17 protein-coding genes are annotated in these 20,570 nt (G+C 58.9%); 4 read left to right on the top strand and 13 right to left on the bottom strand.

Annotated features, from left to right (window positions below; all coding sequences use genetic code 11):
* Window positions 1–76: 76 nt before the first annotated feature.
* The gene (pvcA, locus tag BHU62_RS06235; RefSeq protein ID WP_073529712.1) at window positions 77–1,042 is read right to left on the bottom strand and encodes an L-tyrosine isonitrile synthase; all 966 of its coding nucleotides are present in this window, start codon (window positions 1,040–1,042) and stop codon (window positions 77–79) included.
* Between the two features lie 190 nt (window positions 1,043–1,232).
* Between pvcA and BHU62_RS06230 the strand changes: the two genes are divergently transcribed.
* Window positions 1,233–2,156, top strand: coding sequence for a LysR family transcriptional regulator (locus tag BHU62_RS06230; protein ID WP_073529711.1), 924 nt, complete (start codon window positions 1,233–1,235; stop codon window positions 2,154–2,156).
* 276 nt (window positions 2,157–2,432) lie between these two features.
* Here the strand turns inward: BHU62_RS06230 and ispH are convergent, their stop codons facing one another.
* The 5 genes from ispH to ribF form a co-directional block, all read right to left on the bottom strand.
* Entirely contained in the window at window positions 2,433–3,386 is a 954-nt protein-coding gene (gene ispH / locus BHU62_RS06225) for a 4-hydroxy-3-methylbut-2-enyl diphosphate reductase (protein ID WP_073529710.1), read from the bottom strand.
* A complete protein-coding gene (gene fkpB, locus BHU62_RS06220; RefSeq protein ID WP_073529709.1) occupies window positions 3,367–3,837 on the bottom strand; it encodes an FKBP-type peptidyl-prolyl cis-trans isomerase in 471 nt (156 codons plus the stop codon). Before fkpB ends, ispH begins: the two co-directional genes overlap by 20 nt.
* Before the next feature lies 1 nt (window position 3,838).
* On the bottom strand, window positions 3,839–4,348 hold the full coding sequence (lspA, locus tag BHU62_RS06215) for a signal peptidase II (RefSeq protein ID WP_073529708.1): 510 nt from the start codon (window positions 4,346–4,348) through the stop codon (window positions 3,839–3,841).
* Window positions 4,349–4,361: 13 nt separating this feature from the next.
* On the bottom strand, window positions 4,362–7,178 hold the full coding sequence (ileS, locus tag BHU62_RS06210) for an isoleucine--tRNA ligase (RefSeq protein WP_073529707.1): 2,817 nt from the start codon (window positions 7,176–7,178) through the stop codon (window positions 4,362–4,364).
* Window positions 7,179–7,334: 156 nt separating this feature from the next.
* Window positions 7,335–8,273, bottom strand: coding sequence for a bifunctional riboflavin kinase/FAD synthetase (gene ribF, locus BHU62_RS06205; RefSeq protein WP_073529706.1), 939 nt, complete (start codon window positions 8,271–8,273; stop codon window positions 7,335–7,337).
* A 390-nt stretch (window positions 8,274–8,663) separates the two neighbouring features.
* On the opposite strand from ribF, the gene rpsT reads away from it, so the two are divergent.
* A complete protein-coding gene (gene rpsT, locus BHU62_RS06200; protein ID WP_033637053.1) occupies window positions 8,664–8,927 on the top strand; it encodes a 30S ribosomal protein S20 in 264 nt (87 codons plus the stop codon).
* Window positions 8,928–8,998: 71 nt separating this feature from the next.
* On the opposite strand, the gene nhaR is transcribed toward rpsT, so the two are convergent.
* From nhaR to dnaK, 4 genes are all read right to left on the bottom strand, one after another.
* Complete coding sequence (nhaR, locus tag BHU62_RS06195; protein ID WP_004932962.1) at window positions 8,999–9,898, bottom strand: transcriptional activator NhaR; 900 nt, start codon at window positions 9,896–9,898, stop codon at window positions 8,999–9,001.
* Window positions 9,899–10,090: 192 nt separating this feature from the next.
* Window positions 10,091–11,257, bottom strand: coding sequence for a Na+/H+ antiporter NhaA (gene nhaA, locus BHU62_RS06190; RefSeq protein ID WP_073529705.1), 1,167 nt, complete (start codon window positions 11,255–11,257; stop codon window positions 10,091–10,093).
* A gap of 235 nt (window positions 11,258–11,492) precedes the next feature.
* Window positions 11,493–12,617, bottom strand: coding sequence for a molecular chaperone DnaJ (gene dnaJ, locus BHU62_RS06185; RefSeq protein ID WP_073529704.1), 1,125 nt, complete (start codon window positions 12,615–12,617; stop codon window positions 11,493–11,495).
* Window positions 12,618–12,723: 106 nt separating this feature from the next.
* Window positions 12,724–14,637: a molecular chaperone DnaK gene (dnaK, locus tag BHU62_RS06180; protein ID WP_073529703.1), complete on the bottom strand. Its 1,914-nt coding sequence runs from the start codon at window positions 14,635–14,637 to the stop codon at window positions 12,724–12,726.
* A 324-nt stretch (window positions 14,638–14,961) separates the two neighbouring features.
* On the opposite strand from dnaK, the gene satP reads away from it, so the two are divergent.
* Window positions 14,962–15,561 (top strand): acetate uptake transporter, encoded by a 600-nt coding sequence (gene satP, locus BHU62_RS06175; RefSeq protein ID WP_139282251.1) that lies wholly within the window; start codon window positions 14,962–14,964, stop codon window positions 15,559–15,561.
* Between the two features lie 44 nt (window positions 15,562–15,605).
* Here the strand turns inward: satP and BHU62_RS06170 are convergent, their stop codons facing one another.
* The 3 genes from BHU62_RS06170 to tal all read right to left on the bottom strand — a co-directional run bounded on the left by BHU62_RS06170 (window position 15,606) and on the right by tal (window position 18,730).
* A complete protein-coding gene (locus tag BHU62_RS06170; protein ID WP_073529701.1) occupies window positions 15,606–16,913 on the bottom strand; it encodes an MFS transporter in 1,308 nt (435 codons plus the stop codon).
* A 124-nt stretch (window positions 16,914–17,037) separates the two neighbouring features.
* Entirely contained in the window at window positions 17,038–17,625 is a 588-nt protein-coding gene (mog, locus tag BHU62_RS06165; protein WP_073529700.1) for a molybdopterin adenylyltransferase, read from the bottom strand.
* Window positions 17,626–17,776: 151 nt separating this feature from the next.
* The gene (tal, locus tag BHU62_RS06160) at window positions 17,777–18,730 is read right to left on the bottom strand and encodes a transaldolase (protein WP_004932982.1); all 954 of its coding nucleotides are present in this window, start codon (window positions 18,728–18,730) and stop codon (window positions 17,777–17,779) included.
* A gap of 383 nt (window positions 18,731–19,113) precedes the next feature.
* Between tal and BHU62_RS06155 the strand changes: the two genes are divergently transcribed.
* Window positions 19,114–20,550 carry an alanine/glycine:cation symporter family protein gene (locus BHU62_RS06155; protein ID WP_073529699.1) on the top strand — a complete coding sequence of 479 codons (1,437 nt, stop codon included), beginning with the start codon at window positions 19,114–19,116 and terminating at the stop codon, window positions 20,548–20,550.
* Window positions 20,551–20,570: the final 20 nt, after the last annotated feature.

The raw sequence follows: 20,570 nt of genomic DNA, 5'->3' as shown, positions 1-20,570 counted from the left end.
CTTGCATCGAATGTGCTGCTCACACGGCAACGTGCCGTCAAAAACGCGCCCGCCAGGATTACGGGCGCAAAAAGCGTTATGCCACCTGCGGCTGTTCGATCAGGTAGTGGCTCGGCGCGCCGCGGATCTCCACCAGTTCGCCGTCCAGGCTCTGCGCGTCTTTACGCTTCATCAGCACGAACTGGCCGTTCACGTTGGCCGCCACGCCGTGCCACGGCGTCAGCCAATCGTCTTTGGTCGGCATCATGTGGATACCCATCTTCAGGCTGTCGACCGGCTGCGGGTGAATCGACAGGCGGATCGCCGCCGGGAAATGTTGTGCCAACAGGTTGCCCCAGGCCCAACTGCGCTGGATCACGCCGCAGGCGCGCTGTTTGGCGTCTTTTTGCAATGCGGCGTTGGAACCGCTGTAGCCCGGCAGCTGGCTGTCTTCATACAGGAAGCGCGTGATGGCGCGGTATAACATCAATCCTTGCTCATCCCGCATCAGCTGTTGCTTGATCGCCTCTTCCGATTCGGCATAACCGTCCACCAACAGCCGGCGCAGCAGGTCGTAGTCATCGGTGTGCTCCGCCAGGCCCTTGACGTCGCCGAGGTTGAACACGCTCAGGTGTGTCGCACCCACTTCATGCAGCAAATTTTCAATCTCACGCTGATAGTGGTTGATCGCTTCGTCGCTGACGCGGATCAGATCGCCGAATACGTGGCCGTCGGAGCAGATAACGATATGCGCGCCCGGCGGGTAATAGAGTTGGATGCGCTGGCATAACGAGTTAAGGAAGATCAGCGACAAACGCTCCGCCATGTCCGGCACCGCGCCGATCACCTTATTGGTGTTGGGCGACTTGGTCGGAAAGGCCGGCAGCACGAACTCAATGCGTTGTTCGTTTTCAATGAATGCCCGAATGCGCGGCAATTGCACTTGGGTGACCCGCAGCTCTTCTTCGGCAATCGAGGTGTCGTCACCGGGGAAACGGCGGCGATAGTGCAATAATTCACGTAGGATCTTTAACGATATTTCTTCTTTCTGCGCGCTGTCCACAATGAGCTCCTGTTACGATGTGGCACGGGTGTATTATTGATAAGCGCAATAAGATTTATCAAAAAGAGACAAACCCCCTGCAAATAATAACTAGCCCGGCGTTTATATGCTTCAGGCAATATAGAAGAGATGGTGCTATATTATTAGCCCGTATAACTCACAATCTTGGTTAAGTTGTGCTTAACAAACTATGAGCAATATATTAAAACGCATGGCCATTTTCTCAAAAGTGGTGGATTGCGGCGCATTCAGCATGGCGGCAAAAGAATTGGGCATGACGACTTCCGCCGTCAGCCAGCATATTCGCCAGCTGGAGAATCATCTGGGCATTCAATTACTGCTGCGATCGACACGTTCACTGAGCCTGACCGAAGCCGGATTGTGCTTTTATGAAGATTGTCTGCTGATGATCCATGCCGCAGAACGCGGCCAGCAACGGATCGCCGCGCTGCGCGGCGAGCTGGTCGGCGAGCTGCGCGTCGCCACTTCCACCGAATTCGCCACTCACTATCTGGTGCCGGCGCTGCAAAGCTTCCTCGACGAGCACCCGCGGCTCACGCTGCGGCTGGAAATCCACGATGAGAAGATAGACCTCATCACGCAACGCATCGATCTGGCGATACGCGGTGGCGTGCTGGCCGATTCCAGCTACGTTTCCACGCGGCTGGCGCGCTGCCGCGAAGTGCTGTGCGCCTCGCCGGCCTACCTGGCGAGCCACGGCGTGCCGGATTGCCCGCAGGCGCTGACGCACCACCACTGGGTCACCTTTACGCCGCTCGGCAACCCGCAGTTTGTTCGGCTGATCCATCGCGACGGCGGTGAGCACCGCATGCGCATGACCGGCCGTTTGTTCACCAACAGCGGTATGGCGATGAAGGAGTTGGCGCTGACCGGCAAGGGCATCATTCGCAATTTCTTCGCCAACGTTGAGCGTGAATTGCGCAGCGGCGAGCTGATTGAAATATTGCCCGACTGGCGATTACCGGAAATTAATTGCTATGCCATAATGCCGCGCCGGGAGATCCAGCCATTAAAAGTACGACGATTGCTGGAGCATGTGAAAATCTATTTGCAGGAGAAAGGATTAACCGCCGTAGAGCATATTCGCCAATAATAAAATAAGAAACATCTGCAACACCACCTATTGTAATTATTGTAATCACTGCACCGACACCAGGCCTTATTTAGATTGCACGCTAATGATATCGCGATTAATGACTTTATTGTCAGTCATATAATTAATTGCATCGCCGTTATTTCAAATGCTCAGAATAAATTTGACTTTAGTTAGCAGAAAATTTGAATATTCGCAGGATTTTATTTTTAACACCGCACGCATCCCAAAAAAAACGGGAAGCCTGAGCTCCCCGTTGTTATTCGCCAGCGCATGTCAGTCTATCTGACGAACGTCCACACGCAGCTCTTTCGGCACTTCGAACACGATGTTCTCTTCACGCCCGCTGATTTCATGCACGTCCACGCCGCCCAGCGCTTTCAGGCGCGAGATCACCTCCTGCACCAGCACGTCCGGCGCCGAGGCGCCGGCGGTGACGCCGATGTTGCGCGCTTCGCTCAACCAGCTTTCCTGAATATCCGCCGCCGAGTCGATCAGATAGGCCGGTTTGCCGACGCGCTGCGCCAGTTCCGCCAGACGGTTGGAGTTGGAGGAGTTCTTCGACCCCACCACCAGCACCACGTCCGCATCGCCGGCCAGGTTGCGCACCGCTTCCTGGCGGTTGGTGGTGGCATAGCAGATGTCATCCTTGCGCGGGCCGATGATGCTCGGGAAACGCTGACGCAGCGCGTCGATCACGTCCGAGGTGTCATCCACCGACAGCGTGGTCTGCGTCATGAAGCACAGGTTGTTTTCGTTCTTCACCTGCAACTTCCACACGTCTTCCGGCGACTCGACCAGGTACATGCCGCCCTGCGGGTTGCTGTACTGGCCCATGGTACCTTCCACCTCCGGATGCCCGGCGTGGCCGATCAGAATCGCTTCGGTGCCGCGGCGGCTGGCGCGCGCCACTTCCATATGCACTTTGGTCACCAGCGGGCAGGTGGCATCGAACAGCATGGTCAGATCGCGCGCCTTGGCTTCGGCGCGCACCGCCTGAGAAACGCCGTGCGCAGAGAAGATCAGGATCGAACCGTCCGGCACTTCGGCGATCTCTTCGATAAACACCGCGCCGCGCTCGCGCAGGCTGTCGACCACGTAGCGGTTGTGCACCACTTCATGCCGCACGTAGATCGGCGCGCCATACAGCTCCAGCGCGCGTTCAACGATGCTGATCGCACGATCAACCCCGGCGCAGAAGCCGCGCGGGTTAGCCAGCAATATTTGCATGCGTCTCCTCCTGCTGCGGATCGATCTCCAGCACTTCGATATCGAAGGTCACCGGATGGCCCGCCAGCGGATGGTTGAAATCGACGGTGATCGAATCTTCCGCCACCGCACGCACCACGCCCGGCATTTCGCTGCCGTCGATAGCGGTAAACAGCATGATGGTGCCCACGTCCGGCACGCCGGTCTCCGCGAAGTCGCGGCGCGAGAAGAACTGAACCAGATCCGGATTCTCCGCGCCAAACGCCGCTTCCGGCTGCAGGGTAAAGGCGTGCTTGTCGCCCGCGCGCAGGCCGAGCAACTGCTCTTCCAGCGGCGCCGACAGGCTGCCGTCCCCCAAACGGAACAGCGCCGGTTTGCCGCTGCTGCGGGTGGATTCGGCGGTCGAACCGTCTTCCAGTTTCAGCGTAAAGTGAACCAGCACCGCGCTGTCACTGATAACCTGAGCCGTCATATTACTCACCTTTACTCTTTGCGCCTTTGTTCGCCGGCGACAGGAAACCTTCCAGCACGATCATCGCCGCGCCCACGCAGATAAAGCTGTCCGCCAGATTGAAGGTCGGGTAGTGCCAGTCACCGACATAGAAGTCGATGAAATCGACCACGAAACCGTGCCACAGGCGATCGAACAGGTTGCCCAGCGCCCCGCCGATAATGAAGGCGTAGGCGATGTTGTTCAGCTTCTGCTGCGCAGTGCTGCGGTACATCATCACCAGCAGCACCGCGACGATGGCGATGGCGATGCCGGCGAAGAACCAGCGCTGCCAGCCGCCATGATCGGCCAGGAAGCTGAACGCAGCGCCGTAGTTGCGCGCGTAAAACAGGTTGAACGACGGGATCAACGGCTGGGACTGGCCCAGCGCAAAGTTAGCGAGGATCCACTGCTTGCTGCCGAAATCCAGCGCCAGCACCGCCACCACAACCCACAGCCAACGCAGGCCGGTCGAACAAATTGATTTACTCATCAGGCGCGAGTTCTCAGGCAAAGTTACGCTTCTCGCCGTCGCCGGCGACGTTGCTCACACAGCGGCCGCAGATGTCTGCGTGCTCCGCCACCAGGCCGATATCGGTGGTGTAATGCCAGCAGCGCGGGCATTTCTCACCTTCAGCGGTGCTGAAGGCGATCTTCAGCCCTTTCAACAGCTCGGAAACCTGCGCGTCGGCCGGCGCATCCGCCAATGGCGCAACGCTCGCCGCAGAGGTCAGCAACACGAAGCGCAGCTCATCCTGCAGGCTGTTCAGGCGCGCCGCCAGCTCGCTGTCGGCATACAGCGTCACCGCCGCTTCCAGCGAACCGCCGAGACGTTTGTCGGCACGCGCCTGCTCCAGCACCTTGTTCACTTCGCCGCGCACTTTCAGCAGCTCGGCCCAGAAGGCGTCGTTCATCGGCTCACCGTCCGCCAGCCCGAACAGGCCGTCGTACCACTCTTCGGTAAACACGTACTGCGCGCGTTTGCCCGGCATGAAGCCCCAGATCTCATCTGCTGTGAACGACATGATCGGCGCCATCCAGCGCACCAGCGCTTCCGCGATATGGAACAGCGCGGTCTGGCAGCTGCGGCGGGCGACGCTGTCGCTCTTCGCGGTGTACTGACGATCCTTGATGATATCCAGGTAGAAAGAGCCCATCTCGACCGAACAGAACTGCATCAGGCGCTGCACCACTTCGTGGAAGTCGTAGTTGGCGTAAGCCTGCTCGATATCCTGCTGCGCCGCCAGCGCACGGCCGACAGCCCAGCGATCCAGCACCACCATGTCTTCCGGCGCTACGCAGTCGGTGCTCGGCTCGAACCCGTTCAGGTTGGCCAGCAGGAAGCGCGCGGTGTTGCGGATGCGGCGATAAGAGTCGGCGGAACGCTTGAGGATCTCGTCGGAGACCGCGATTTCGCCGGTGTAATCGGTCGATGCCACCCACAGACGCAGAATGTCGCCGCCCAGCTTGTTCATCACGTCCTGCGGGCTGACGGTGTTACCGATCGACTTGGACATCTTGCGGCCCTGGCCGTCGACGGTGAAGCCGTGGGTCAGCACTTCCTTGTAAGGCGCCTTGCCCTTCATCGCGGTGGAGATCATCAGCGATGACATGAACCAGCCACGGTGTTGGTCGGAGCCTTCCAGATACATGTCGGCGCTGTGGCCCTGGAACTCAGGACGCACATCGACCACCGAGGCGTGGGTGGAACCAGAATCGAACCACACGTCCAGCGTATCCGGCACTTTCACGTAGTCGGCGGCTTCCGCGCCGAGGATGTCGGCCGCGTCCAGATCCCACCAGGCCTGAATGCCGTCTTGCTCGACGCGCTTGGCCACTTCTTCCATCAGCTCAACGCTGCGCGGGTGCAGCTGCTCGGTTTCTTTGTGTACGAACAGCGACATCGGCACGCCCCAGGTACGCTGACGCGAGATGCACCAGTCCGGACGGTTGGCTACCATCATTTCGATGCGCGCCTGGCCCCAATCAGGGATCCACTGCACGCCTTTGATCTCTTCCAGCGACTGCTGACGCAGGCCTTTCTGATCCATGCTGACGAACCATTGCGGCGTGGCGCGGAAGATGATCGGCGTCTTGTGGCGCCAGCAGCACGGATAGCTGTGCAGGAACTTCTCGACGTGCAGCAGCGCGCCTTTCTCACGCAGCAGCTCCACGATAAGATCGTTGGCCTTGAAGACGAACTTGCCGTCCAGCAGCGGGTAGGTGCCGGTCAGGTAGCAGCCGTTCGGCCCTACCGGGTTGGCCACTTCCAGGCCGTATTTCTGGCCGATCACGAAGTCGTCCGGACCGTGGCCTGGCGCGGTGTGCACCGCACCGGTACCGGCGTCCAGCGTCACGTGCTCGCCGAGGATCGCAGGCACGTCGAAGTCCATGAACGGGTGTTTAAAGCGTAGCAGCTCCAGATCGGCGCCTTTGCAGCTGCCCAGCACCGTCCACTCGGTGATGCCGGCGCGTTTCATCACGCTTTCCACCAGCTCGGCCGCCAGGATCAGGCACTGGCCGTCAACCTGCACCAGCTGATAGGTGAAGTCCGGGTGCAGCGAGATCGCGCGGTTGGCCGGCAGGGTCCACGGGGTGGTGGTCCAGATAACCAGCGAGATGACGCCGCTGAAGTTGCTCACGCCGAACTTGGCCGCCACGGCAGCCGCGTCGGCCGCATGGAAGGCCACGTCGATCGACGGCGAAGTCTTGTCGTAGTACTCCACTTCCGCTTCCGCCAGCGACGATCCGCAATCGGTGCACCAGTGAACCGGCTTGGCGCCTTTCAGCAGGTGGCCGTTGCTGATGATCTTGCCCAGCGCGCGGATGATGTTGGCTTCGGTTTTGAAGTCCATGGTCAGGTACGGGCGATCCCAGTCGCCCAGCACGCCCAGGCGGATGAAGTCCTTCTTCTGGCCTTCAACCTGCTCGGCCGCGTACTCGCGGCACTTCTGGCGGAATTCGGCCGCCGTCAGCTTCTCGCCCGGTTTGCCGTACAGCTGCTCAACCTTCAGTTCGATCGGCAGGCCGTGGCAGTCCCAACCCGGCACATAAGGCGAGTCGAAGCCGGCCATCCCTTTCGACTTGATGATAATGTCTTTGAGAATCTTGTTAACCGAGTGACCAATGTGAATGCTGCCGTTCGCATACGGAGGGCCGTCATGCAAAATGAAGGTTTTTTTGCCCTTTTTGGCAGTACGAATAATCCCGTACAGATCCTGTTCATACCAACGTTGCAGCATGCCAGGTTCGCGCTTGGCGAGGTCGCCGCGCATCGGGAACCCTGTTTCCGGCAAGTTCAGGGTATTCTTGTAGTCACTCATGAGATTCTCGTTTCCGTTTTCGGCTATTTACCCATCACACTTCAAGCTGCATCTTTGTCGGCCGCCCTTTCTTACCCGAATCACTTGCCTGTGCAAGCTCATCGGGGTTCGCGCGGTTGCCGCCGCGATGCAACTCGAATTGTTTAGGGTAAACGATTAAACCAGTGTTTTTAACCCGAAGAACTTCCGGGCCGTCACCACATCATTGGCGATTTGCTGCTTCAGGGCATCGAGCGAAGCAAACCGTTGTTCATTGCGCAATTTTGCGCGGAGCACCACCTCAATATGGCGCCCGTAAAGATCCATTGTGACATCCAGCAGATGCACTTCCAGCTGCTGGCGCACGCCGGCGACGGTCGGGCGCGTACCGATATTGGCCACGCCCGGCAGCGGCTGCGGCCCCAGGCCGTAAACTTCCACCGCATACACCCCTTTCACCGGCGCCACCAGGCGCTTGAGCGGCAGGTTAGCGGTCGGGAAGCCGATGGTGCGCCCTAGCTCGTCGCCGTGCACCACGCGCCCGGAGATGCTGTAAGGGTGGCCCAACAGGGTCTCCGCCAGCGGCAGATCGTCCTCGCTCAGCGCGGTGCGGATCGCGGTGCTGCTGATGCGCCGATCGCCTTCACGGAAGGTCGGGGTGCTGACCACCTCGAAGCCGTACTCTTTTCCGGCCTGCTGCAATAGCGGGAAATCGCCCTGACGCCCGGCGCCAAAACGAAAATCATCCCCCACCATCAGGAATTTAACGCCGAGTTTTTCCACCAGCAGCTCGGCGACGAACGCCTGTGCGGTGTTGGCGGCGAAACGCGGATCGAACTTGACGCACAGCAGGTAATCAACGCCCGCCTGCGCCAGGTATCTGGCCTTGTCGCGCAGGCGCGTCAGCCGGGCCGGCGCCTTGTCTGCGGCGAACATCTCCAGCGGCTGCGGCTCAAAGATCATGACCATCACCGGTAGCCCGAGGCGTTGCCCTTGCTGCTTCAACTGCTCCAGCAACGCCTGATGGCCGCGATGCACGCCGTCAAAGTTGCCGATAGTGAGCACGCAACCATGGTGGCGCGCCCGGATATTGTGAATGCCGCGAATTAGCTCCATAGCTGGCTCAAAACAGTGGAAATCGGCGGATTATACCTTGTACAGCCGGTAAGGTTAACCCGCGATTGGTGCCTTTATGTAATAGACATACCATACCGGAGATAATCTGCGCGTGAAACGGCTTCGCCGCAGTTTATCCGGCGCCGCCGAGCCGTTTCTCGACCGCGACCAACGGCTTGCATCCGCCGCGGCAATTCATTGGCGAATTTTCTCGCGAAACACTGTATTCCCAAGAGCGAAGCTGGTAAAATCCTGCGCCATCACAACGTAGCGAGTGCCGCCTGTACAAACGGCGCTTATTTGCACAAATCCATTGACAAACGAAGGCTAAAAGGGCATATTCCTCGGCCTTTGAATTGTCCTCAATAGAATATATTTGGGAGTTGGACCTTGGCTAATATCAAATCAGCTAAGAAACGCGCCGTACAGTCTGAGAAACGCCGCAAGCATAACGCTAGCCGTCGCTCAATGGTGCGTACCTTCATCAAGAAGGTAGACGCAGCTATCGCAGCTGGCGACAAAGAAGCAGCACAAACTGCATTCCTGGTAATGCAGCCACTGGTGGACCGTCAGGCAGCTAAAGGCCTGATCCACAAAAACAAAGCAGCGCGTCATAAGTCAAACCTGACTGCACGCATCAACGCAATGCAATAAGCATTTCGTTATCTGCTTGATAAAAGAACCGGCTCAGGCCGGTTTTTTTATGCCCTGCGTTCAGTGAACCGCTAGCAGGAAAACAGCGCCGAGAAGTCTTTGTTGCACACGCGCTGCACCGCCGGGTGCTGGATCATGCGCTCGGCGAAGATGATGTAATACTCCTCCTGCACGCTGTCGATACGCCCGATCTCCACCACGTTGTCATCGTTGTAGGTATCCTGCGCATACAGCGTCGGCGCCACGAAGATCGCATTGTGGTACATGCCGAAGGCCTTCATCAGCGCCGCATCGTCGAACTCGCCCAGAATCTCCACCTGAATGCCCTGCGTATTGAACCAGTTGAGCAGTTTGCGCCCCAGCATCGAGCGGCGGCCGGGGATCAGCAGCTTACGCTGTTCCAGACAGGCCGGAAACGGCAGCTCCGGCGCCGGCTGGCGGCAGAAGAAGCTGATGCCGCACTCGCCCAGCTTCAGCGAGAACAGCCCTTCCTGCTGGCTGGAGTCCACCGGGCAATCCGACAGGATCATATCCAGCTTGTGCTGGCTGAGCTGCTCCAACAGCATCTCGTGCGTCGATTCAAAACAGCGCAGGTGAATCTGTTCATTGTCCACCACCACCGCCGTTTCCAATACCTGGCTGACCAGCCGCTTCGACAGCGCATCCGCCACGCCGACGTCGAACAGCAGGTTGGACTCCTTGCGGTAGTTGACGATATCCAGCATTTCCTGGCTGAGCATAAACATCTTGTCGGCATAGCGGAAAACCAACTGCCCCAGCTCCGAAGGCACCAACCCACGCCCCTGACGCTTGAACAGCTTGCCGTCCAACCGCTCTTCCAGCGCCTTGATCTGGCCGGTGATGGTCTGCGGCGTCAGAAACAGCGCTTCGGCGGCACCGACCACGGAACCGGCCTTGCAGACCTGCCAGAAATAGTAAAGGTGATTAAAGTTGATATGCGACATCCTCACGAGCGGCTCTCCTTAACAACGTTTCGCAGCGGCAAACGGTGTGCCGTGACGAGCGACAAACTTCCTTTCCCTGCTTCAGACAACGTATAACCCCATTAGTCCCAACTAAAAACGGCCGGAGCTGCACATATTTTATACCGCACAGCTCCGACCAGCCATTTTATTGTGCGCCCCAGCCGGGCGCACTCAGGATTAACGCACGCGCGGCAACGCCAGACGCAGCAATCCGTACCCCGCCACCGCAGCGGCGGTGGAGCCCAACAGGATCCCCAGGCGGGAATAAGTGCTGAGCGCCGCATCTGCATCGCCGAACGCCAACGAAGCGATGAAGATCGACATGGTGAAACCAATACCACAGAGCACTGAAACGGCAAACACCTGTTTAAAACCGATGCCCTCAGGCAAGCGGGCGATGCCCATTTTCACCGCCACCAGGCTGAAGAGGAAAATCCCCAGCGGCTTGCCGATAAACAGGCCGGCTGCAATCCCCAGCGGCAGCAGCGACGTCAGCCCTTCCAGCGACACGCCCTGCAAAGAGACCCCGGCGTTGGCGAAAGCGAACAGTGGCAGGATCATAAACGCCACCCACGGATGCAGCTCGTGCTCCAGCGTCTCCGACGGCGATGGCCCCTTCTTGACGTTCAGCGGGATCATAAAGCCGACGATCACCCCGGCCAGCGTCGCGTGCACCCCGGACTTGAGGATCGCCACCCACAGCACCAGGCCGACCATCATGTACAGCGAAGTCTTGCCCACACCGCGCCAGTTCATCACCGCCAGCAACGCGATCGCCGCCGCCGCCACGCCCAGCGCCACCATCGACACTTCATGGGTGTAGAACAGCGCGATAATGATAATCACGCCCAGGTCATCGATGATCGCCAACGCCAGCAGGAACACTTTCAGGCTGGTCGGCACGCGGTTGCCCAGCAGCGCCATCACGCCCAGCGCGAAAGCGATGTCGGTGGCGGCCGGGATCGCCCAGCCCTGACGGGTGACGTCATCCGCGCCGTTGAACAGCAGGTAGATCAGCGCCGGCGCCAGCATGCCGCCCAGCGCGGCAATCGCCGGAAACACCGCCTTGTCGCGCCCGGACAGCGATCCTTGCATCAGCTCGCGCTTGACCTCCAGCCCCACCACCAGGAAGAAGATGGCCATCAGGCCGTCATTGATCCACAGCAGCAGCGGCTTGGCGATCTCCAGCGAAGCGATTTTCACCATCACCGGCAGGTTAAGAAATGCCTGATAGATCCCCTGCGCCGGGGTGTTGGCCATGATCAGGGCGACGATCGCCGCCGCGATCAGAATGATGCCGCCCGCGGCTTCCTGACGTAAAAATTGACGAATGATGTTGGTCACAATACGTCTCTCCAAATCTGTGCAGGGCGTAGCGCCCTGCGAACCACAGTCATGAAGTGAGTATAGATGCCGTTTTACTTCGAAAAAATAAGTTTATAAATGCTAAATAACTCGGAAAAACCGATCAAAAGCACAAATAAGTCACACTATTTTTATGGAATTAACGGGTGGCGCGCAAATAAAAACCCCGGGACAGAAGCCCGGGGTTCATATCTAAACCAAAAGAAACAGCACGTTAGCGAGTCAGGTCGTCAAAGAACTTCTTCACCCCGTCGAAGAAGCTCTTCGAACGCGGGCTGTTCTTGTCGCCGGACGGGCCGCCCAGGCTCTCTTCCAGCTCACGCAGCAGCTGCTTCTGCTTGTCGTTCAGGTTGACCGGGGTTTCCACCACCACGCGGCACAGCAGGTCGCCCTGGCTGCCGCCACGCACCGATTTCACGCCCTTGCCGCGCATGCGGAACAGCTTGCCGGTTTGGGTCTCCGAAGGCACCTTCAGCTTCACCCGGCCATCCAGCGTCGGCACTTCAATCTCGCCGCCCAGCGCCGCCATAGCGAAGTTGATCGGCACCTCACAGTACAGGTTGTTGCCTTCACGCTCGAAGATCGGGTGCGCCTTCACCTGCACCTGAACGTACAGATCACCCGCCGGTGCGCCGTGCTCGCCGGCTTCGCCCTCACCCGCCAGGCGGATGCGGTCGCCGGTATCCACGCCGGCCGGAATTTTCACCGACAGCGTTTTGGATTTCTCTACCCGGCCGTGGCCGTGGCACTTGTTGCACGGATCTTTGATGATCTGACCGCGGCCATGGCAGTGCGGACACGCCTGCTGCACGGTGAAGAAGCCCTGACGCATCTGCACCTGGCCCTGGCCATGACAGGTTGGACAGGTGACCGGCGAGCTGCCCGGCTTGGCGCCGCTGCCGTGGCAGACGTCGCACTCTTCCAGCGTCGGGATGCGGATCTCTTTGGTGACGCCACGTACCGCTTCCTCGAGGGTCAGCTCCATGTTATAGCGCAGATCGGAACCGCGGCTGGCGCGCTGACGGCGGCCCCCGCCGAAGATGTCGCCAAACACGTCGCCAAAGATATCGCTGAAGTCTGCGCCGCCGCCAAAGCCGCCGCCGCCCATGCCGCCTTGTTCAAAGGCCGCGTGCCCATACTGGTCGTAGGCCGCGCGTTTCTGGTCGTCGGTCAGCACTTCGTAAGCTTCTTTAACTTCTTTAAACTTGGTTTCGGCGTCCTTTTCCTGGTTGCGGTCAGGATGGTATTTCATCGCCAGGCGTTTGTACGCCTTTTTGATCTCACGTTCATCCGCCGTCTTGCTGACGCCGAGAATCTCGTAATAGTCTTTCTTCGCCATTCTTTCGCTTACCCTTAACATGCGTGCACGGGCGCAGAGTTGCCTCGACGCCCGTGCTGGTTTCCGGGAGCGGCCTCGCGGCCGCCCCGTGCCCGCTTAAGGGCGATTATTTTTTGTCTTTAACTTCTTCGAACTCAGCGTCAACCACGTCGTCGTCTTTCTGCGCCGCGTTGTCCGCGCCGGCGTCAGCACCCTGCTGAGCCTGCTGCGCCTGAGCCATTTCCAGCAGTTTGCCGGAAACCTGCACCAGAGCCTGGGTCTTCGCTTCGATCTCGGCTTTGTCTTCGCCTTTCACCGCCGCTTCCAGATCTTTCAGCGCCGCTTCGATCGCCGTTTTGTCTTCCGCCGGCAGTTTGTCGCCCGCTTCTTCCAGCTGCTTGCGCGTGCCGTGGATCAGGTGATCCGCCTGGTTACGCGTCTGTACCAGCTCTTCGAACTTGCGGTCGGCTTCAGCGTTCAGCTCGGCGTCGCGCACCATTTTCTGGATTTCGTCTTCGTTCAGACCAGAAGATGCCTTGATGGTGATCTTCTGCTCACGGCCGGTGTTCTTGTCTTTGGCAGACACGTGCAGGATGCCGTCGGCATCGATATCGAAGGTCACTTCGATCTGCGCCATGCCGCGCGGTGCCGCCTGAATGCCGTCCAGGTTGAACTGGCCCAGAGATTTGTTATCGCTGGCGCGCTTACGCTCACCCTGCAGCACGTGGATGGTTACCGCAGACTGGTTGTCTTCAGCGGTAGAGAACACCTGGCTGTGCTTGGTCGGGATAGTGGTGTTTTTGGTGATCAGCGGGGTCATCACGCTGCCCATGGTTTCGATACCCAGCGACAGCGGGGTCACGTCCAGCAGCAGAACGTCCTTCACATCACCAGCCAACACGCCGCCCTGTACCGCAGCGCCCACGGCAACCGCTTCGTCCGGGTTCACGTCTTTACGCGGCTCTTTGCCGAAGAAGTCTGCGACTTTCTTCTGCACCATTGGCATACGGGTCTGGCCGCCCACCAGGATCACGTCCTGAATGTCGGAAACCGACAGACCGGCGTCTTTCAGCGCCACTTTCAGCGGCTCGATAGAACGCGCTACCAGATCTTCAACCAGCGACTCGAGTTTGGCGCGAGTCACTTTGATGTTCATGTGTTTTGGACCGGTCGCGTCTGCAGTGATGTACGGCAGGTTAACGTCGGTCTGCTGAGCGGAAGACAGTTCGATCTTCGCTTTCTCAGCGGCTTCTTTCAGACGCTGCATCGCCAGCGGATCGTTGCGCAGATCGATACCTTGCTCTTTCTTGAACTCTTCCACCAGGTAGTTGATCAGACGGCTGTCGAAGTCTTCGCCGCCCAGGTGGGTGTCACCGTTGGTCGCCAGCACTTCGAAGGTTTTTTCGCCGTCAACGTCGTCGATTTCGATGATGGAAATATCGAAAGTACCGCCGCCCAGGTCATAAACCGCGATGGTGCGGTTGCCGACTTCTTTGTCCAGGCCGTAGGCCAGGGCCGCTGCGGTCGGTTCGTTGATGATGCGTTTTACTTCCAGGCCCGCGATGCGGCCGGCGTCTTTGGTCGCCTGACGCTGGGCGTCGTTGAAGTAAGCCGGTACGGTGATAACCGCTTCAGTTACCGGTTCGCCCAGGTAATCTTCCGCCGTTTTCTTCATTTTTTTCAGCACTTCCGCAGAGATCTGCGGCGGAGCCATTTTCTGGCCTTTCACTTCAAGCCAGGCGTCGCCGTTGTCGGCTTCGACGATTTTGTACGGCATGATCGCTTTGTCGCGCTGCGCTTCTTCATCCTGGAAACGGCGACCGATCAGGCGCTTGATGGCGAACAGGGTGTTTTCCGGGTTGGTCACTGCCTGACGCTTAGCCGGCTGGCCAACCAGAATCTCACCGTCTTGGGTATAGGCGATAATAGAAGGAGTGGTGCGGTCGCCCTCGGCGTTTTCCAGCACGCGTGCCTTGGCACCATCCATAATTGCTACGCAAGAGTTGGTAGTACCCAGGTCGATACCAATAATTTTGCCCATCTAAACGTCTCCACTAAAAAATTCATAATCAGTCAGGTTGCTAACCTATATGCGGGCGATTTTTTGCTTTTCAACTGCCCGATATCTCAGTGTGACCCGCGGTTAGCAACTGCGGTTGCAAATAAGATGGGGCCATCCAATCCGGCATCAAGGGGCAAGGCGAAAAAAATTTCTTTTTTTATCGTCATTCAGATCATTGTTTCCGGCTGCGGGGATCATTATGATGCGCGCGCTCTGATGGAAAACTTCGATTTTTTGGCCATTCAGACCATTTATTATTTTACTTCGCTGTTTCCGTTAATTTTCTGTTATCGCAGAGGACTTATGCACACCAACAAGTTGGCGAATCCCGGCCCTCTCGGCCTGATGGGCTTCGGGATGACCACCGTCTTGCTGAACCTGCACAACGCGGGCTTTTTCCCACTGAACTCCGCCATCATCAGCATGGGGATTTTCTTCGGTGGCCTGGCCCAGATCCTGGCCGGTCTGCTGGAATACAAGAAGGGCAACACCTTCGGCATGACCGCGTTCACCGCCTACGGCAGCTTCTGGCTGAGCCTGGTCGGCCTGCTGCTGCTGCCGCGTCTGGGCCTGGCGGAAGCCACCGAGGCGCACGTGCTGGGCATCTACCTGGCGCTGTGGGGCGTCTTCACCCTGTTCATGTTCTTCGGCACCCTGGCCGCCAACCGCGTGCTGCAGTTCGTGTTCGCCAGCCTGACGCTGCTGTTCGCCCTGCTGGCCGTCGGCAACATCACCGGCAACCACGCGCTGCTGACCTTCGCCGGCTATGAGGGCATCATCTGCGGCGCCAGCGCCATTTACCTGGCGATGGCCGAAGTGCTCAACGAGCAATATGGCCGCAAGGTGCTGCCGATTGGCGAGCCGGCTCCGGCCCGCGTCGCGGCCTCACCGATCACGGCGTAATTGCCCTCCCCTGACGAAAAAGCCCTGCAGTGCAGGGCTTTTTTTTAGCTGTAGGAATCGGCTCGCCGCTCCCCGGCTTCACTGTTTAGATCGCGATGCAGGTAGAGACCGAGCAGCAGCCCGATGAGCGACAGCGCCAGCACGTAGTAAGCGGGCGCTAACGGAGTCAATTTCATGATCAGCGTCACAAAAATAGGGGTTAAACCGCCAAAAATAGCGTACGAGACGTTATATGAGAACGAGATGCCGGTAAACCGCACTTCCGCAGGAAATGCCCGCACCATCACGTACGGCACGGCCCCCACCACGCCTACGCTGAACCCCACCAGGGCATAGCAGGCGAACAGCATTTCCGGGCGCACGCCCACCGTCTGATAGAACAGCCAGCTGCAGCCAGCCAGCAGTACACTGCCGACCACCAGCGTTTTGCTGGCGCCGAAACGATCGGCCGACAAACCGGCGACGATGCAACCGGCGATCAGCATGATGGTAGCGATACTGTTAGCCTGCAGCGTCAATGCCGGCGCGATGCCGAACTGCTTTTGCAGATAGGTCGGGGTCATCAGGATCACCACCACGATGCCGGCGGAGAGCAGCCAGGTCAGCAGCATCGACACCGCCACTTCCCGCTTGTGATTGAACACTACCGACTTCAGCGGCAGTTCCTCTGCCAGCGCTTTACGTGCCTGCATCTCGATGAAGATCGGTGTTTCCTGCAGCCAGCGGCGCAGGTACATCGCCACCAGGCCGAACATGCCGCCCAGCAGGAAAGGAATGCGCCAACCGCCGCCGGCGATGCTCTGTGGGCTGAGCGTGGTGTTGATCACCGTCGCCACCACAGAGCCCAACAGGATACCCACCGTCAGCCCGGCGGTCAGCGTGCCGCAGGCGAATCCGATGCGCCGGCGCGGCACATGTTCGGCAACGAAGACCCAGGCGCCCGGCACCTCACCGCCGATCGCCGCCCCCTGTAGCACGCGCATCAGCAGCAGCAACAGCGGCGCGGCGATGCCAATGCTGGCGTAGGTCGGCAGCAGGCCCATCGCCAGCGTCGGCAACGCCATCAACAAGATACTGAGGGTAAACATCTTTTTGCGGCCGACCAGATCGCCGAAGTGCGCCATCACGATGCCGCCCAGCGGGCGGGCCAGATAGCCGGCGGCGAAGATGCCGAAGGTTTGCACCAGCCGCAGCCACTCCGGCATGTCCGCCGGGAAGAACAGATCGCCGACCACAGCGGCGAAGAACACGAAGATGATGAAGTCGTAAAACTCCAGCGCGCCGCCCAACGCGGCCAACGTCAGCGTTTTGTAGTCTTGCCGGTTCAGCCGGCGATTATTGTCGTGAGGCATAGGGCACCGTCGGTAAAGGCTGTAAAAATAAAAGCCGCAGGCTTTCTGTAAAAGAATCCTTACTATAGCGGCAAATTATTTTCACACCAGACGGGCTGAGGCCAATCTCGCAGAATGCTGAAATTTAGAGGTTTATCTCGCGACGCGCGCTCTTTGGCCGAAATGCTGCTACCACTGCGGCATGCGTTTCGACGTAAGGCCCATCGAGCAGTTGAATGCAATAAGGCACGCTGGCGAAGATGCCGTGCACCACCGCATTGCCCTGTTCATCCTTCACCCCTTCCAGCGTTTCCTTGATCGACTTCGGCTGGCCGGGCAGGTTGATGATCAACGCCTGTTTGCGGATCGCCCCCACCTGGCGAGAAAGAATTGCCGTTGGCACATAGTGTAGGCTGATCTGACGCATTTGCTCGCCGAAGCCGGGCATCACGCGATCGGCGATCGCCAGCGTGGCGTCGGGCGTAACGTCGCGGCGCGCCGGCCCGGTGCCGCCGGTGGTCAACACCAGATGGCAACCCATTTCGTCCACCAGTTCGCACAGCGTCTGTTCTATCTGCGTTTGCTCATCGGGGATCAAGCGGGTTTCCAGCTTGAACGGCGTCGCCAGCGCGCCGGTCAGCCACTCTTCCAGCGCCGGGATGCCCTTGTCCTGGTAAACGCCGCCGGAAGCGCGGTCGGAAACGGAAACCAAACCAATACGTAAAATATCCATGCGTAACCTCTACAGCCTGATGGGGTTCGAACGGGTTCGTCTCCCGCTCTGTTGTCGTTGCCGAGAGTATAAGGGCTTCACCCGCCGCCGGGAGCCGCAGGCATAAAAAAAGGTGGCCTGAGCCACCTTTTTAGTGCGCGAGCTGCCGAAATTACAGCAGGTCAGCGATCATTTTTTCCAGTTTACCTTGGTCTACGGCGAACTTGCGGATGCCGTCGGTCAGTTTCTCAACCGCCATCGGATCCTGGTTGTGCTGCCAGTAGAACTCAGGTTCGGTCAGTGCGGCAGGACGCGCCTTCACTTCACCGGTATAAGACAGTTTACGCTCCAGCGCGCCTTCGCTCTCCGCCAGCTCTTTCAGCAGCGCAGGGGCGATGGTCAGGCGGTCGCAGCCGGCCAGTTCGATGATTTCGCCGACGTTACGGAAGCTGGCGCCCATCACCACGGTGTTGTAACCGTGCTGTTTGTAGTACTGGTAAATCTCGGTCACGGAGATCACGCCCGGATCTTCGTGCGGCGCGAACTCTTTCTTGTCGCCGTTGGCTTTGTACCAGTCGAGGATACGGCCGACGAACGGTGAAATCAGGTAAACGCCGGCTTCGGCACAGGCGCGAGCCTGAGCGAAGGAGAACAGCAGCGTCAGGTTACAGTTGATACCTTCTTTCTCCAGCTGCTCCGCCGCGCGGATGCCCTGCCAGGTCGAAGCCAGTTTGATCAGGATGCGATCGTTGCTGATGCCGGCTTCGTTGTACAGTTTGATCAGGCGCTTGGCTTTGGCCACGCTGGCGACGGTGTCGTAAGACAGACGCGCATCCACTTCGGTGGAGATGCGGCCCGGAACCAGTTTGAGGATCTCCAGACCGATGTTGACCGCCAGCTTGTCGGCGGCGTCGGCGATCTGCTGCTCGCGATCGCTGCTCTGGCCGCGCGCCCAGGCGATGGCTTCGTCAATCAGTTTGCGGTATTCAGGAATTTGGGCTGCATTGAGGATCAGCGAAGGGTTGGTTGTAGCGTCCTGCGGTTGATACAGCTTCATTGCCGCGATATCACCCGTATCTGCAACCACCGTGGTCAGCTGGCGCAGGGAAGTTAATTTGTCGGTCATGTTGGCATTATCTCATCGTGTGTGCATGAACTTTTGGCATTGTTCAACCATGCCCTACCCTGATAATAACATGCGCCAAGCCCGGTGCAAGGCTGGAAAACCGCGGCGCGCAAGCATCTGTTTTATCCTTGGGCGAGCAACCGTTTACGCCGATATCTTTCGCCATTGCCGAGCGGATGGAAAGGCAATAACGTGCTATTGTCCGAATAAATTATGTTAAATTCGAAAAAATTGATGCAATTCGTCCGCTAATCTGCGAAAAATCTTAATCGACTGACGCCGGACCGACTCCAGCTAAGCTCTTGTAAAAAATAGGCCAATGTTTTTCACCTGCGGTGGATGCTGCAAGGTGCGCATTAAATTTCGATTAGAGGAGGGATCCCTTGACGGACCTGATGAACTTTATAAACAACATTTTGTGGGGTTCGGTGCTGATTTATCTGCTGCTCGGCACCGGCATTTATTTCACGTTGCGCACCCGCTTTATCCAGCTCCGCCACTTCAGCCACATGTTCTCAGTGTTGAAAAACAGCAATAAAAGCGACAGCGCCGGCATTTCCTCCTTTCAGGCATTGTGCACCACGCTGGCGGCGCGCGTCGGCACCGGCAACCTGACCGGCGTCGCCATCGCTCTGACTGCCGGCGGCCCCGGCGCCATCTTCTGGATGTGGGTGGTAGCGTTTATCGGCATGGCCACCTCGTTCGTGGAAAGCTCACTGGCGCAGCTCTACAAAACCAAGGACGATAACGGCAACTATCGCGGCGGCCCAGCCTACTACATGGAAAAGGGCCTCGGCATGCGCTGGATGGGCGTGCTGTTCTCCATCTTCCTGATCATCGCTTTCGGCCTGGTGTTCAACGCCGTGCAGGCCAACTCCATCGCCCAAGCCTCTGCCGTCGCCTTCCACTTGCAGCCGCTGCACGTCGGCATCGGCCTGGTGCTGCTGAGCGGCGTGGTGATCTTCGGCGGCATCCGTTCCATCGCCAAAGTGGCCGAACTGGTGGTGCCGCTGATGGCCGGCGCCTATCTACTGCTGGCCCTCTGGGTCATTGGCCACAACATCGAACACATACCGGCGATCCTGATGCTGATCTTCAAAAGCGCTTTCGGCCTGCAGGAAGCGGCGGCCGGTGCCGTCGGTTACGGTATCTCCCAGGCGATGACCCAGGGCGTGCAGCGCGGCCTGTTCTCCAACGAAGCCGGCATGGGCTCGGCGCCCAACGCCGCGGCGTCCGCTTCGCCTTATCCGCCGCACCCCGCTTCGCAGGGCTACGTGCAAATGCTCGGCGTATTTATCGATACCATCGTCATCTGCAGCGCTACTGCGGCGATCATTCTCTCTTCCGGCATTCTCGATCAGCCGACCGACAGCATCAGCGGCATCGATTTGACCCAGCGCGCGCTGTCGGCCGCCGTCGGCAGCTGGGGGACACCGTTCGTCGCCATCGCCATTTTCTTCTTCGCCTTTACTTCGATCATCGCCAACTACGCCTATGCCGAAAGCAACCTGGTGTTCCTCGAGCGCAACCACCCGGGCGGCCTGCTGATTTTCCGCTGCGTGGCGCTGGGCATGGTGATGTTCGGCGCACTGGCGGAGCTGCCGCTGGTGTGGAAAATGGCGGATACGTCGATGGCGCTGATGGCGATCACCAACCTGACGGCGATCCTGCTGCTGTCCCGGGTGGCGCTGAAGCTGGCCGATGACTATCACCGCCAGCGCCGCTTAGGCAAGCTGCCGACTTTCGATGCCAACCGTTACCCGGAGCTGAAATCGCAGCTGGAGCCAGGCGTGTGGGACGATCAACAGCCGCCGCGCTGAGTTTGCGGGGCGCGTGCGAT

It is taken from the genome of Serratia marcescens, assembly GCF_001902635.1.
GTDB lineage: Bacteria > Pseudomonadota > Gammaproteobacteria > Enterobacterales > Enterobacteriaceae > Serratia > Serratia marcescens_F.
This window is presented reverse-complemented; position numbering and strand designations above follow the sequence as displayed.

Excerpts from the sequence above, each read along its gene's own strand:
- BHU62_RS06230 (WP_073529711.1), top strand. The coding sequence starts at position 1,233 with ATGAGCAATATATTAAAACGCATGGCCATTTTCTCAAAAGTGGTGGAT.
- ispH (WP_073529710.1), bottom strand. The coding sequence starts at position 3,386 with ATGCAAATATTGCTGGCTAACCCGCGCGGCTTCTGCGCCGGGGTTGAT.
- fkpB (WP_073529709.1), bottom strand. The coding sequence starts at position 3,837 with ATGACGGCTCAGGTTATCAGTGACAGCGCGGTGCTGGTTCACTTTACG.
- lspA (WP_073529708.1), bottom strand. The coding sequence starts at position 4,348 with ATGAGTAAATCAATTTGTTCGACCGGCCTGCGTTGGCTGTGGGTTGTG.
- ileS (WP_073529707.1), bottom strand. The coding sequence starts at position 7,178 with ATGAGTGACTACAAGAATACCCTGAACTTGCCGGAAACAGGGTTCCCG.
- ribF (WP_073529706.1), bottom strand. The coding sequence starts at position 8,273 with ATGGAGCTAATTCGCGGCATTCACAATATCCGGGCGCGCCACCATGGT.
- dnaJ (WP_073529704.1), bottom strand. The coding sequence starts at position 12,617 with ATGGCGAAGAAAGACTATTACGAGATTCTCGGCGTCAGCAAGACGGCG.
- dnaK (WP_073529703.1), bottom strand. The coding sequence starts at position 14,637 with ATGGGCAAAATTATTGGTATCGACCTGGGTACTACCAACTCTTGCGTA.
- satP (WP_139282251.1), top strand. The coding sequence starts at position 14,962 with ATGCACACCAACAAGTTGGCGAATCCCGGCCCTCTCGGCCTGATGGGC.
- BHU62_RS06170 (WP_073529701.1), bottom strand. The coding sequence starts at position 16,913 with ATGCCTCACGACAATAATCGCCGGCTGAACCGGCAAGACTACAAAACG.
- mog (WP_073529700.1), bottom strand. The coding sequence starts at position 17,625 with ATGGATATTTTACGTATTGGTTTGGTTTCCGTTTCCGACCGCGCTTCC.
- tal (WP_004932982.1), bottom strand. The coding sequence starts at position 18,730 with ATGACCGACAAATTAACTTCCCTGCGCCAGCTGACCACGGTGGTTGCA.